This is a genomic window from Vreelandella venusta (genome assembly GCF_044809155.1).
GTDB lineage: Bacteria > Pseudomonadota > Gammaproteobacteria > Pseudomonadales > Halomonadaceae > Vreelandella > Vreelandella venusta_B.
Genome location: NZ_CP085241.1, coordinates 482817 through 495637, shown reverse-complemented (window position 1 = coordinate 495637; position 12821 = coordinate 482817). Strand labels below are relative to the sequence as shown.

General features: G+C 54.6%; 12 protein-coding genes. 4 read left to right on the top strand and 8 right to left on the bottom strand.

The annotated features are described in order from the left end of the window. Positions 1-29: 29 nt before the first annotated feature. Entirely contained in the window at positions 30-689 is a 660-nt protein-coding gene (elbB, locus tag LG301_RS02450) for an isoprenoid biosynthesis glyoxalase ElbB (protein ID WP_404473118.1), read from the bottom strand. A 173-nt stretch (positions 690-862) separates the two neighbouring features. On the opposite strand from elbB, the gene hemB reads away from it, so the two are divergent. Both hemB and ppk1 read left to right on the top strand, forming a co-directional pair. After that, positions 863-1870, top strand: a complete 1008-nt coding sequence (gene hemB / locus LG301_RS02445; protein WP_404473116.1) for a porphobilinogen synthase — start codon at positions 863-865, stop codon at positions 1868-1870. A 132-nt stretch (positions 1871-2002) separates the two neighbouring features. Continuing rightward, a complete protein-coding gene (ppk1, locus tag LG301_RS02440; RefSeq protein WP_404473114.1) occupies positions 2003-4195 on the top strand; it encodes a polyphosphate kinase 1 in 2193 nt (730 codons plus the stop codon). 56 nt (positions 4196-4251) lie between these two features. On the opposite strand, the gene metE is transcribed toward ppk1, so the two are convergent. After that, entirely contained in the window at positions 4252-6549 is a 2298-nt protein-coding gene (metE, locus tag LG301_RS02435; protein ID WP_404473112.1) for a 5-methyltetrahydropteroyltriglutamate--homocysteine S-methyltransferase, read from the bottom strand. A 99-nt stretch (positions 6550-6648) separates the two neighbouring features. Between metE and LG301_RS02430 the strand changes: the two genes are divergently transcribed. After that, entirely contained in the window at positions 6649-7587 is a 939-nt protein-coding gene (locus LG301_RS02430) for a LysR family transcriptional regulator (protein ID WP_404473110.1), read from the top strand. On the opposite strand, the gene LG301_RS02425 is transcribed toward LG301_RS02430, so the two are convergent. Beyond that, entirely contained in the window at positions 7550-9157 is a 1608-nt protein-coding gene (locus LG301_RS02425; RefSeq protein ID WP_404473108.1) for an ATP-binding protein, read from the bottom strand. The genes LG301_RS02430 and LG301_RS02425 overlap by 38 nt on opposite strands. Before the next feature lie 17 nt (positions 9158-9174). Continuing rightward, positions 9175-9933 carry a winged helix-turn-helix domain-containing protein gene (locus LG301_RS02420; protein WP_263066173.1) on the bottom strand — a complete coding sequence of 253 codons (759 nt, stop codon included), beginning with the start codon at positions 9931-9933 and terminating at the stop codon, positions 9175-9177. Between the two features lie 216 nt (positions 9934-10149). Here LG301_RS02420 and LG301_RS02415 point away from each other — a divergent pair, with 216 nt between their 5' ends. Beyond that, positions 10150-10281, top strand: coding sequence for a hypothetical protein (locus LG301_RS02415; RefSeq protein ID WP_404473106.1), 132 nt, complete (start codon positions 10150-10152; stop codon positions 10279-10281). 120 nt (positions 10282-10401) lie between these two features. Here the strand turns inward: LG301_RS02415 and LG301_RS02410 are convergent, their stop codons facing one another. The 4 genes from LG301_RS02410 to LG301_RS02395 all read right to left on the bottom strand — a co-directional run bounded on the left by LG301_RS02410 (position 10402) and on the right by LG301_RS02395 (position 12789). Then, positions 10402-10581, bottom strand: coding sequence for a PLDc N-terminal domain-containing protein (locus tag LG301_RS02410; RefSeq protein ID WP_263066176.1), 180 nt, complete (start codon positions 10579-10581; stop codon positions 10402-10404). Between the two features lie 78 nt (positions 10582-10659). Then, a complete protein-coding gene (locus LG301_RS02405; protein WP_404473104.1) occupies positions 10660-11169 on the bottom strand; it encodes a TIGR02281 family clan AA aspartic protease in 510 nt (169 codons plus the stop codon). A gap of 25 nt (positions 11170-11194) precedes the next feature. Continuing rightward, positions 11195-12538, bottom strand: a complete 1344-nt coding sequence (locus LG301_RS02400; protein WP_404473102.1) for an MFS transporter — start codon at positions 12536-12538, stop codon at positions 11195-11197. Between the two features lie 104 nt (positions 12539-12642). Then, the gene (locus LG301_RS02395) at positions 12643-12789 is read right to left on the bottom strand and encodes a hypothetical protein (protein WP_404473100.1); all 147 of its coding nucleotides are present in this window, start codon (positions 12787-12789) and stop codon (positions 12643-12645) included. Positions 12790-12821 lie beyond the last annotated feature (32 nt).

The window sequence follows — 12821 nt, the reverse complement described above, 5'->3', positions numbered from 1 at the left end:
CTACTTACCCAACCGAAGAGAGCGTTCGTTTAGCCCATCATTTCATCAATACGATCCACCAATTTAAAGATACCCGTGGCGGCCTCGCTAATCCGTGTGGCAAGCATATAAGCAGGTGTTGTCACAACGCGATGCTCTAAGTCCACGACAATGTCCTCAACACTACAGCTACGATGTAACCCGCCCATCGCGCTGATCGCACCCGACACGCTAGGCTCATTGCCAATGGTGACTGCAATGCCATCACCTAACAGGCGGGGCACCATCACCGGTGCAATACACATCAGGCCAATGGGTTTTGCTTCCTGCTTGAAGCCCGCCAATGCGTCTTTGAGGCTCTCTAGCACCTGCATGTTATCGCCTTGTGTAGCGAAGTCAGACAGGTTCTTGGCAACGCCAAAGCCACCGGGCACAATGACCGCGTCAAACTCGTCGGCGTTTAGTTCGGTGATCGGACTGATCTCGCCACGGGCTAAACGAGCCGATTCTTGCAGTACGTTGCGCTGCTCTCCTTCAGCAGGTGACTGGGTGATATGGTTAATCACATGATGCTGCTCTACATCCGGTGCAAAACAGCGGTAACCAATGCCTAACTGATCCAGGCGCAGCAGGGTTAGCGTGGTTTCATAAATTTCTGAACCATCAAAAACGCCGCAGCCTGCTAATACGATTGCTACCTGTTTGGTCATACCTATCTCCTTATGGTCGCCGTTATTTTCACCACTTGCGTAGCGACTTAGCAAACATTTCACTTTAGTCAGTCCGCCTAACAGCCACAAGGCGGCTTTCGCCGCAGGTGATGGCTGATATACTCACGGTAAGCCTACGGGCACCCCGATTAAGCGTTTTGCGGAGAACTCCTTTGAGCACACCAAGTCCCCGTCACTTCCCCGCCACCCGTATGCGCCGCATGCGTCGTGACGACTTCTCTCGCCGACTCATGCAGGAGACAACGTTAACGCCTGCCGATCTTATTCTGCCGGTGTTCGTGCTGGAGGGTGACAACCAGCGTGAAGCGGTGGCCTCGATGCCTGGCGTTGAGCGTTTATCCATCGACCTGCTCATTGAGCAGGCCCGCGAAGCTCACGCACTCGGCATCCCAGCGCTTGCTCTCTTCCCCGTCGTGGGCAAAGAGCAGAAGAGCGAACTGGCGGAAGAAGCCTACAACGCAAACGGTCTCGTACAGCGCTGCGTGCGCGCCCTCAAAGAGGCGCTACCAGAACTAGGTATTATTACCGATGTTGCGCTCGACCCTTACACTATCCACGGCCAGGACGGCATCATTGATGAACAGGGCTACGTGCAGAATGACCGCACGGTAGACACACTGCTCAAGCAGGCACTCTCCCATGCTGAAGCCGGTGCCGACGTTGTAGCGCCTTCCGATATGATGGATGGCCGTATTGGCGCCATCCGCCAAGTGCTAGAGCAGGAACACCTGCATAATGTGCGCATTATGGCCTACAGCGCCAAGTATGCCTCGCACTATTACGGCCCCTTCCGTGATGCCGTTGGCTCTGCTGCTAACCTGGGCAAAGCGGATAAGCGTACGTACCAGATGGACCCCGCTAACAGCGATGAGGCGCTCCACGAGGTTGCCATGGATATTGCCGAGGGCGCTGACATGGTAATGGTCAAACCCGGCATGCCTTACCTAGATGTGGTACGTCGTGTCAAAAGTGAACTGCAAGTCCCCACGTTTGCTTATCAGGTAAGCGGCGAGTACGCGATGCATCGCGCCGCCTTCGATAACGGCTGGCTAGAGGCCGACCCCGTGATACTTGAATCGCTGATGTGCTTTAAGCGTGCTGGCGCCGACGGCATTTTAACTTACTTCGCCCTTGAAGCAGCCCGACTGCTTCAGCGTTAGCCCCTACCGCGTCGTTTTTACGCTGCCAAGATGACAAACAGGTGACACTTGTTTGTCATCTTCTTTCTGCATACTGCCGCTTATCAGCATTATCACGCTATGCTTAAAACAGGTCATTGATGCGGGGCAGCCATGGACAATCAATCTTCAGACGCAACGCCATTAACGCTAAGCGATTCGTACAGTGGCGAAGGGGAGAATTTGCCACTACGCATCAACCGAACGCTTACCGGCGTGCAGGCACGCGAGGCCTTTTCAGAAGCGAACCTGGACGATCCACAACTCTACTTCAACCGCGAACTCTCCCACCTACAGTTTAATATTCGGGTGTTAGAGCAAGCGTTAGATGATGCGCACCCCATTCTTAACCGCCTGATGTTTTTGCTGATTTTCTCATCCAATATGGATGAGTTTTTTGAAATTCGCGTGGCCGGTCTAAAGCATCAGCTAGCACTGGGTGACGACACCACCGCTGCTGACGGCCGCTTGCCCAAGGCCGTGCTCGCTGAAATCTCCGAGACGGCCCATCAGCAAATCGAGCGCCAGTACCACATCTTAAACAATACGCTGCTGCCAGCGTTGGAAGCTCAGGGGCTACGTTTTCGCCGCCGAGATCAGTGGACCGCTGCTCAAAAGGAGTGGGTTCGCGAATTTTTCGAGCGTGAAATTATGCCGGTAATTAGCCCTATCGGCTTAGACCCCTCTCACCCCTTTCCCCGCTTAGTAAATAAAAGCCTTAACTTTATCGTAGAGCTAGAGGGCAAAGACGCCTTTGGTCGCGCGGGGGGCATGGCCATCCTGCCCGCCCCACGCTCACTGCCTCGACTCATGGCGCTACCTAAAGAGCTCAGTGAAGAGGGCTTTTCAGAGTATGTGTTTTTATCCTCCATGATACACGCCCACGCTGAGGAGCTCTTCCCCGGCATGCGTGTGCGCGGCTGCTACCAGTTCCGGCTGACGCGCAATGCGGATATGACCGTTGACCCGGAAGAGGTCTCTGACCTTGCCTCGGCGCTGCGCGGTGAGCTGCTGGCCAGACGTTACGGTAACGGTGTTCGTTTAGAAGTAGCCGATAACTGCCCCGATGATCTAACCAGTTTTTTGCTGCGTCAGTTTGAGCTAGAACCCAGCGACCTTTACCGGGTGCAAGGGCCTGTCAATTTAACCCGCATGATGGCGGTGCTAGGCGATGTAGATCGTCCGGAACTGCTGTATCGGCCCTTTACCCCCAGCGTGCCAAAGGCGCTCAAAGGCGGCAGCCTGTTTAACGCGATCGCTAAAAGCGATATTTTGCTGCACCACCCATTTCAAGCTTTTTCACCGATTGAAGACTTGCTACGCGAGGCTGCCCGCGACCCAGATGTACTGGCCATCAAGCAGACGCTTTACCGCACCGGTGCTGACTCCTCTATCGTCAATGCCTTGGTAGACGCCGCGAGCCACGGCAAGGAAGTAACGGTCGTTATAGAGCTAAGGGCGCGCTTTGATGAGGCTGACAATCTACAGCTAGCGGCAAGGCTACAGGAAGCAGGGGCCATTGTGATTTACGGCATCATGGCCTATAAAACCCACGCCAAAATGCTGCATATCGTACGCAGGGAAAAAAACGAGCTACGCTACTACGCCCACTTGGGAACAGGTAACTACCACGCTAAAACCGCCAAACTGTATACCGACTACAGCCTGCTCACTTCGAACACAGCGCTATGCGCCGACGTGCACAAAGTCTTTCAGCAGCTTTCCGGCATGGGCCGCGCGCGCAAAATCGATACCCTGCTGCACGCGCCGTTTACGCTACACGAACGCTTGGTCGAGATGATTGACCGTGAAGCCCAGTTAGCCCGCAAGGGCAAACGCGGGCATATCATCATCAAATGCAATTCACTGACAGAACCTAAGCTGATTAAAGCGCTGTACCGCGCCTCCCAGGCAGGCGTTGAGTGCGATCTGATTATTCGTGGGATGTGCTGCCTTAAACCCGGCATTGAAGGTGTCTCAGAGAATATCCGCGTGCGTTCTATTATCGGGCGTTTTTTGGAACATACCCGCGTGTTCCACTTCCACAACGACGGAAAATCGGAAATCTGGTGCTCAAGCGCTGACTTTATGTCGCGTAATATGTTCCACCGGGTGGAAACCTGCTTCCCGCTGTTGGATAAGAAACTCGCTAACCGGGTGCGTAAAGATCTAGAGACTTACCTAGTGGATAACTGCCAAAGCTGGCTGCTGCAAAGCGATGGCAGCTATCAACTTCAGGACCCTGGTAACAGCGATGCGATTAGCGCCCAGGAAACGCTGTTATACGCCTACGCCTCAAAAAGCTAGCGCTGCATAAGCCCTGCTGCTGGATGCAGCAGGGCAACCCTTTACAGAGGGCCGCTTTACGCGTAGCGCTCGCGAAGTATCTTAGCCGCTTCCACCATATTCGCTAGCGCAGGCTCCACTTCTGCCCAGCCGCGGGTTTTTAAACCGCAGTCGGGGTTCACCCACAGCCGTTCGGCGGGAATCTTTTCCAACGCTTTCTCCATTAAATCAACCATCCAGCTCACATCTGGAATGTTCGGGGTGTGGATATCATAAACCCCCGGCCCAATTTCGTTTGGATACGCGAAGTCCTGAAACGCATTCAATAACTGCATATCTGAGCGAGAGGTTTCAATGGTGATCACATCGGCGTCGAGGGCCGCAATCGCGCCGATAATGTCGTTAAACTCCGAATAGCACATGTGGGTGTGAATCTGTGTGCTATCGGCGACGCCCGCAGCGCTGAGCTGAAAACTTTCGACCGCCCAATCCAGGTACCCCTGCCATTCGTGCTGGCGCAGCGGTAACCCTTCACGCAGCGCGGGTTCGTCAATCTGAATCACCTGAATACCTGCTTTTTCCAAATCCACGACCTCATCGCGCAGCGCCAAGGCAATCTGGCGACAGGTGGTGGCTCGGGGCTGGTCATCACGCACAAATGACCACTGTAGAATTGTCACAGGCCCGGTGAGCATGCCTTTCATCAGCTTTTGAGTCAGGGTCTGAGCGAACTCGCTCCAGCGGACAGTCATCGGCGCTGGCCGCGTGACGTCACCAAAGATAATCGGTGGTTTAACACAGCGGGTGCCGTAGCTTTGTACCCAGCCAAAGCGAGTAAAGGCAAAACCGTCTAACTGCTCGCCAAAATACTCCACCATATCGTTACGCTCGGCTTCGCCATGCACCGGCACATCCAGCCCTAACGCTTCCTGCCGCTCAACGGCGTAGGCGATCTCTTCACGCATACGCGCTTCGTAGTCGGCTTGGCTAAGCTCACCTGCTTTAAACGCCCGTCGCGCGGCACGGATCTCATCGGTTTGTGGAAAAGAGCCTATCGTGGTGGTGGGAAATAGCGGCAGTGCAAGCGACCGGCGCTGAGCCACAGCGCGCTGTGCGTACGGCGAACGGCGCTGACTATCTTGATCGGTAGTGGCCGCTAAACGCTGGCTGACCGCCGGTTGGTGAATACGCGAGGACTCCCGACGAGCATCTAAGGCCCGTGTTGCTTCGCTCACCCGCTGCTCGTCTACGGCGGTGGCACGATTGTCGACGAGGCGTGCCAGCGTGACGACCTCATCCAATTTTTGACGGGCAAAGGCCAGCCAGCTCACCAAATCGCTATCCAGGTCAGCTTCCTGGTTAAGATCTACCGGCACATGGAGCAGTGAGCAGCTGGGCGCTAGCCATAAACGCTGCCCAAGACGTACTTTCAGGGGCAGTAAGCGCTCACGCAGCGCAGCTAAATCCGCGCGCCAGATATTGCGTCCATCCACAAAGCCAATGGAAAGCACCTGGTGGGGGCTTAACCGGTCAATCACGCTTTCCACCTGTTGGGGCGCGCGCACCGCATCAATATGCAGCCCTGCCACAGGCAAGCGGGTGGCTAACGAGAGGTTGTCGCCCAGCGCGCCGAAGTAGGTGGCGACCAGTACCTTCACCTGTGCCGACTGCAGGCGGTGATAAGCACGCTCAAAGGCTTGCTGCCAGGCAAGGGGCAAATCTTGTACCAGCGCGGGCTCATCCAGCTGCACCCACTCAATACCTTGGGTTGCCAAACGGGAAAGAATGGCACCATACACATCCAGAACGCTATCCAGCAGGGTCAAACGGTCAAAATCGCTGCCCTTGGTTTTACCCAGCCACAGCCAGGTTAGCGGGCCTGTGAGCGTTACCTTGGGCGTAAAGCCTGCCTGGAGCGCTTCGTCGACTTCGTTAAAGAGACGCTGAGAGGCCAGCGTAAACGACTGTCCTTCGTGTAGCTCCGGCACCAGGTAGTGGTAATTGGTATCAAAATATTTAGTCATTTCGCAGGCGGCAGCCGGCTCGCCGCTAGGCGCACGGCCCCGGGCCATGCGAAACGCGGTGTCTAGCGCTATATCACCCGCAGAAATTTCTTGCTGAGCACCAAAGCGTCCTGGCACGGCGCCCAGCATGACTGAAACATTAAGCACTTGGTCATAAAAAGCGAAATCACCCACGCTCACAAAATCCAGGCCAGCATCTTGCTGCGTTTGCCAGTGCTGTAAACGCAGCGCCTGTCCGGCTGCCTCTAACTCTTCACGGGTTACCTCACCCTTCCAATAGGCTTCGGTGACTTTTTTAAGTTCGCGCTGAGCGCCAATGCGGGGATAGCCGAGAATATGAGAAACTGTCATGATGAATCCTTCCAACGTGAATGATTTCACACAGTCTGACCACCCTCAAAAGGTGAATCAAACTAAAGTTTCTAATACCCAACATGAAATAAAATCACAATGATCGAATTACGCCACTTGCGCACGCTGCTTGCCCTGCGGGAAACAGGCTCCCTGGTGGAGGCTGCCGAACGCGTACACCTTACTCAGTCCGCTTTGTCTCACCAGCTGAAAGATTTGGAAAGTCGCGTTGATAGCCCGTTATTCGCACGCAAAACTCGTCCCGTTGAATTTACCCGGGCAGGGCTGCGCCTACTGACGCTAGCGGATGAGATTTTGCCCGCGGTGCGTAAGGCCGAGCGAGACCTGGCCCGCTTAGCGGGCACCGAGCAGGGAAGGCTACACATGGCCATTGAGTGCCACAGCTGTTTTCAGTGGCTGATGCCCACGGTGGATTATTTTCGCGATCACTGGCCAGAAGTGGAGATTGATATTCCCAGCGGCCACCACTTCGACCCGCTACCCGCCCTCGCCCGCGAGCAGTTGGACTTAGTAATTACCGCCGACCCCCAGCCGCTAGAGGGCATTCACTATGCGCCACTCTTTCGCTACGAGGGGCTGCTAGCCGTTGCCCGGCAGCATGCGTTTGCGGGGCAGGCGTTTATCGAACCCCAAGCGCTCGCCGAGGAGACGCTGATCACCTACCCGGTGGAACATGCGCGGCTCGATGTGTTTAGCCAGTTTTTGTCACCCGCCAATGTATGGCCAAAAGAGATTCGCACAGCGGAGCTAACCATCATGATGATGCAGTTGGTAGCCAGCGGACGGGGAGTCTGTGCGCTACCAAACTGGGCGCTGACCGAGTACCTAGAGCGTGATTACGTATGCGCCGTGAAGTTAGGCGAAAACGGTATTTGGAGCACGCTCTACGCCGCGATCCGTGAAGATACCCTTGAGGCCCCCTGGATGCAGGACTTTTTACGTACCGCGCGAGAAACCTCCTTTGCCGTGCTAACCGGTATTAAGCCGGCAAGTCGCGACGAGGAATCAGCAGCGTAAACCGTGCGCCTCCGAGCGTCGGGCTGGTATCGACAGTGACGCTCCCCCCGTGCCCGGCCATTATTTTTTGAACAATGGAGAGCCCTAGCCCATAGCCTCCGGAGCTTCGGGCACGGCTATCATCTAGGCGTGAGAAAGGTTTGAAAATATCGCTACGCGCTTCTACGGGAATACCTGGACCGTCATCTTCGACGTCAATACGCACAAGATTCGGTTCATCGCACAGGCGAATCACCACCTGGGATTTACCGTAGCGGCACGCGTTGCCCACCAGGTTTTGTAACGCTCTTTGCAGGTAACGGGGTTCAGCATACAGCTCAATATCAGCACCAGGCGCTAGCGTGAAGCTTAGCCCTTTATGCAGCGGCGAGAGCGTATCAATGACGCGCTCAGCCATGGCGCGACACTCAACCAGCGCCATCTCCAACTCAGCGCCATTAATGGTTTCTCCGCCCAAGCGCGCATAGGTGAGAATCTCATCGACAAGTTCATCAAGCTCTGAGATGTCGGCATCAATTCCCTGAAGCTGGCGCCGAATCGCAGGCTGGTCGGTCATATCTTCGACCATTTGCACCGCAAAACGAATACGCGCGACGGGGGTACGCAGCTCATGGGAAACGGCGCGAATCATCTCCTGCTGCCCACGCAATAAGGTTTGCACTTGATTCGCCATACCGTTAAACGCCATACCGACACGGCCTAAAAAGTCACCGCTCTCTACCTTCACGCGGGTTTCTAAACGCCCGCTGGCAATCCGCGTGGCCGCTAGCTCCAGTCGCGCCATGCGAGCTTCAATACTGCGCATAATCAAGTAAATAATTAGGCTAAGAATCACCATCAAGCCCACGAGCAGGGGCAAATGCAGGTTCACGGGCAGCGTATCACCGCGTGAAATAGGCCCCGCCTGCACCCACTGGCTTTCACCGGGAAGCTGATAGAGTAAAGTAATCGCCAGTTGGTCGGTCGCAAGCCGCGTAAGCACGCCGCCAAGCGTCAGCTGAAACTGCTGATCAACGGTGAGGTCATCAGGCAACGTAGACAGTAACGTGAGTGGCCAACTGCCCGCGCGCAGCGATGCCAGAGCAGATGCCCGCTCATTGGCGGGTGTATCGGCAAGCCACTCACCCAACAGTACAAGACTCCCCTGCCACTGCCGCTCGCTCCACGCCTCCAGGGAGGCTTCTAGTATCCAGTGCTCCGCGCCATTGCCGGCGGGTAGCCGCTGACGCAGCCGCCAAGGCGATTCAGTCACCACCACGCTGCCTCGCTCCAGGCGGCTTCGCTCAAAATAACCCAGCGGCGCCTCTTGCAGTGGGCGTAACGATAACTGCATCCCTAACGCTTCGGAAAAGCGGTTAAGGCGCTCTTCACGCTGGTCTGCGGGTACATCGACCAGTTGCTGGGTCATTAATGACATGGGCAAGGCGGCGAGCTGCTCCCGATAATCCTCTCGGCGAAGTTGCTCAATAAACGAGCGTCCGCCTAACGCGATCAGGAATACTACGCATAATGCTAGCCCCAGCAGTACATAGAACCTTAAAAAAGAGCCGTGGCTGAGCACTCGCCGCATAAGGCGAACCTCTCTCGTTAACTGTCTTTCACAAATAGATAGCCCTTACTGCGCACCGTTTTAATACGGTGAGGCTGATTAGGATCATCGCCAATTTTGGGCCGGATACGCGACACACGTACATCAATGGAACGGTCTTGGCCATCGTATTTAATGCCACGCAGGTCGCTAAAGATCTCTTCTCGGGTTAGTACCCGGCCAGCGTTACGGGCCAGTAACCAGAGAAGATCAAATTCAGCGCTGGTGAGGTCGATACGCTCGCCGGATAACCACGCCTCACGGGTCGCATTATCGATTTCCAAATGCTCAAACTTCAGGCGCATTTCGCCATCAGCGGTAGGTCCATCAGCGCGCCGTAACAGCGCCCGCATACGCGCTAGCAGCACACGCGGCTGAACCGGCTTGGGCACATAATCATCTGCTCCCATCTCCAACCCTAGCACCTGATCTAAATCATCGGTACGGGCGGTTAACATCATGATAGGGCCAGCAAAATTAGGCCTTACACGCCGACAAATAGCGAGCCCATCTTCTCCTGGCAACATTAAATCGAGAATGACGAGATCAGGCTGTAGGGTCAAAATACGATCAACACCTTTAGCGCCGTCGGATTCTAGCGTGACTTGAAAGCCGTTAGCTTCCAGGTAATCGCGCGTCAGTTCTGCCAAACGCTGGTCATCTTCAATAATGAGCACGTGGTCTTGATCGGGATAGTCCGGCACCGCTGGCTCTTGTGACCCAAGTGCTTGAAATTGCTGCTCCAAGTGATCTGCCATCCTTTTTCTTCACTCCGCTTAGGTCGTTTGTATTAGCACCCGCTTCCCTTTGCTAAAAGCAGGTTGTGATAGCCACAAGGATACCTCAAAACCACGCCAACGCCTGCTTCTTCCTACTTATCTTGTTGAACCTTTGAGAGCATCTTGATTAATCCATCGTCAAGCGCTAATGTGAATTCAGACTAACTGTCGACAACTTGACAGAAGGAGAGAGCGATGGACAGTGGCAAAGCCAAAAGTGTCATCAAGCGCGTTTATGTACCTACTCAAGTGCGCGACTTGCCCAACGGAGAGCGATTAAAAATCCCCGGTCATTACCGGGCACCCTCCAGCGGCAACCATACATAACCCAATTAGCTTTCTGAATAGCCCCTTTATAACCTATTGTTTTATATAGAAAATACAAAGAAAGGCAGGCTTTAATGAGCCTGCCTCTTTTATGCTTATATGCTCAAACACTCAATCTCGCTACCCTTTGGGGCCAAGCAAAAACCAGGCAATTAACCCAACCAGTGGAAAGAACAGTAAAACTAAAATCCACAGCAGTTTTGCCAGGCCGCCCGCCGAACTTTTAGCGACCTTAACAATGGCCCAAATCACAATAATGAGCCAAATAAGACCTAATAAACCACCGACTTCAATACCCATAGCAACTCCTTAGCATGTTGGCATCCATGATTTTCCAGCTAATCATACCCGATCGTCGCTGACAAGTTTGATCCACCGTCACGGTAGCCTCAGCACCATTTCACCACCCCGTATTTCAATGTCTAGCAGGTTTAGAAAACTCATTCCCAGCAACACCGTGTCACGCTCCATCCCCGGGCTAATCGACCCCTGTACGTTGCTTGCACGTATGCCGCCTAGGGTTACTTCCTCTAGCATCGTTAAGCTACCTTCGACCCGTCCATTCGCGGTATTAAACCAAGCGCTGCGGCCTGGCTCTAAGCTTAGGCTGGCGGCTAAATCTCGGGGTACTGCAACATAGGTAGCGCCGGTATCCAGCAGAAACGTCACCGGTTCACCGTTAATCTGGCCCGGTGCTTCAAAGTGCCCCGAGCGGCTTCGCTTTAGGACGACGGGGCCATCATCAAGGGCAGTGTTCATAATATGCGCATTGGGCGTCATGATGTTGTCAAAACCGCCGTCAACAAGCCACGTACCCGCACCAATAAGCAACACCCAGAAAAGCAGCATCATGACGATACCGCCACGCTGCGCTGTGTATGGAGCCATGCGCCTCCTTAGGCTTTACGCATTTCTATGTGCTTTTCCATGCGAGCGCGGCTTCGCGTCCACGCCGCTCATTCACGCCCGCGCAAATCAGCATGGCGATCATAAATAACCCTACACACAATAGAATAGACGCTTGCAGGCCAATGAGCGTTTGTAAAACACCCAGCATGACGATCCCCAATACGCCGGCCAGTTTGTTGGCTAACCCCCAGAAGCCAAAAAACTCGGCTGACTTCTCAAGCGGCGAAAACAACCCGACAAGCGCGCGGCTCGCAGACTGGCTGGACCCCAAACTTAGGCCCGCCAAACAGCCCACTACTAAAAACACATGCTGCGCCTGCCACTGCCAGCCAAAGCGGCTATTGGCCCACTCGGTTAACTCGGGCGTTCCCCAAATAGCGACAATCGCCGTTACCCAGAGCGCCAAGGTCATTTGATACGTGCGCTTTGCACCTAGCTTATCTTGAAGAAATCCAAACCCAAGCGCCCCCGCTGCCGCAGTAATTTGCACGATAATAAACATAATATTGCGGACGCTCTCATCCCAACCGATGACCTGGGCGCCATAGATAAAGGCAAAAGCGATAATGATGTAGACACCCGCCATGGAAAACAGCAGCGACACCAGAAAAATGCTCAAATCCTTGAAATAGCGAAGCTCATGAAACGTCGCCAACACGCGCTGCTGGGCAATGCGCCGGTAGGCAACACCACGGGGCTGCGGCGTTCCCCGCTCCTTCAGCCATAAAAACGTAGGAATCGCCGCCAATAAGAAAAAACCGGCGGCAAAAGGCCCCACCCAACGAATACGCTCAAAATTATCCGCCGTTGCCTCACCGAGCACAACCAGCGTAAACCCCGCCGCGAAAAGCCCTCCGATGTAGCCGAGCGCCCAGCCAAAACCAGAAATTTTACCCAGTGCATTTGGCGGCCCCAGTTCCGGCAAAAAAGCGGCAATAAAGGACTCCCCCATTGAGTACGCATAGTTAGAGAGCACTATTAACAGTAATCCCACCACGACAAAACCTGGCTCCACAAAGTAGAGCATCGCGGTCGTGGCCACCGTGGCCAGATAACTGATCAATAAAAAGCGCTTTTTTTCAGCACGATAATCCATTACCGCACCACACAATGGGGCTGTTACGACCACCATCAAATAGCTAATAGCCAGCGCCAAGCTCCATAGAAAGTTGGCAAGTCGGAAACCGTCTCCTCGATCTCCCACAATAACGGTCGTAAATAGCTCACCGAACACAACGGTGATGATCAGTAAGGTATAGGCCTGATTGGCAAAATCGAACATCGCCCAGCCAAAAATCTCACGGCGAGATGCGTAGGTAGCAACCGGTGTGGCAGAAGCAGGCAGCATTAATGAATCTCTCTAAAAGGTGGCAGTCAACGGGCAGCCGGTTGGCCCTTAATCAACGACGAACGCCCGGCAAAGCCGGGCGTTCGCATAGCGACGTGGTGTAGTTACAGCAGCCAGTGCGCAACAACGGCAGACACCCCCACCACGATGGCGGTCACAACGGCGACGGTGACAACACGATCTAGCCAGCGGTCAAACGCCACATGTTTAGACGACCGTCGCGTCGCACCGTGACGTCCCTGCCGGGCCATTAGCACGCTCGTTCCATGTGTGCGCTCTCCCA

Excerpts from the sequence above, each read along its gene's own strand:
- elbB (WP_404473118.1), bottom strand. The coding sequence starts at position 689 with ATGACCAAACAGGTAGCAATCGTATTAGCAGGCTGCGGCGTTTTTGAT.
- ppk1 (WP_404473114.1), top strand. The coding sequence starts at position 2,003 with ATGGACAATCAATCTTCAGACGCAACGCCATTAACGCTAAGCGATTCG.
- metE (WP_404473112.1), bottom strand. The coding sequence starts at position 6,549 with ATGACAGTTTCTCATATTCTCGGCTATCCCCGCATTGGCGCTCAGCGC.
- LG301_RS02430 (WP_404473110.1), top strand. The coding sequence starts at position 6,649 with ATGATCGAATTACGCCACTTGCGCACGCTGCTTGCCCTGCGGGAAACA.
- LG301_RS02425 (WP_404473108.1), bottom strand. The coding sequence starts at position 9,157 with ATGCGGCGAGTGCTCAGCCACGGCTCTTTTTTAAGGTTCTATGTACTG.
- LG301_RS02420 (WP_263066173.1), bottom strand. The coding sequence starts at position 9,933 with ATGGCAGATCACTTGGAGCAGCAATTTCAAGCACTTGGGTCACAAGAG.
- LG301_RS02415 (WP_404473106.1), top strand. The coding sequence starts at position 10,150 with ATGGACAGTGGCAAAGCCAAAAGTGTCATCAAGCGCGTTTATGTACCT.
- LG301_RS02410 (WP_263066176.1), bottom strand. The coding sequence starts at position 10,581 with ATGGGTATTGAAGTCGGTGGTTTATTAGGTCTTATTTGGCTCATTATT.
- LG301_RS02405 (WP_404473104.1), bottom strand. The coding sequence starts at position 11,169 with ATGGCTCCATACACAGCGCAGCGTGGCGGTATCGTCATGATGCTGCTT.
- LG301_RS02400 (WP_404473102.1), bottom strand. The coding sequence starts at position 12,538 with ATGCTGCCTGCTTCTGCCACACCGGTTGCTACCTACGCATCTCGCCGT.
- LG301_RS02395 (WP_404473100.1), bottom strand. The coding sequence starts at position 12,789 with ATGGCCCGGCAGGGACGTCACGGTGCGACGCGACGGTCGTCTAAACAT.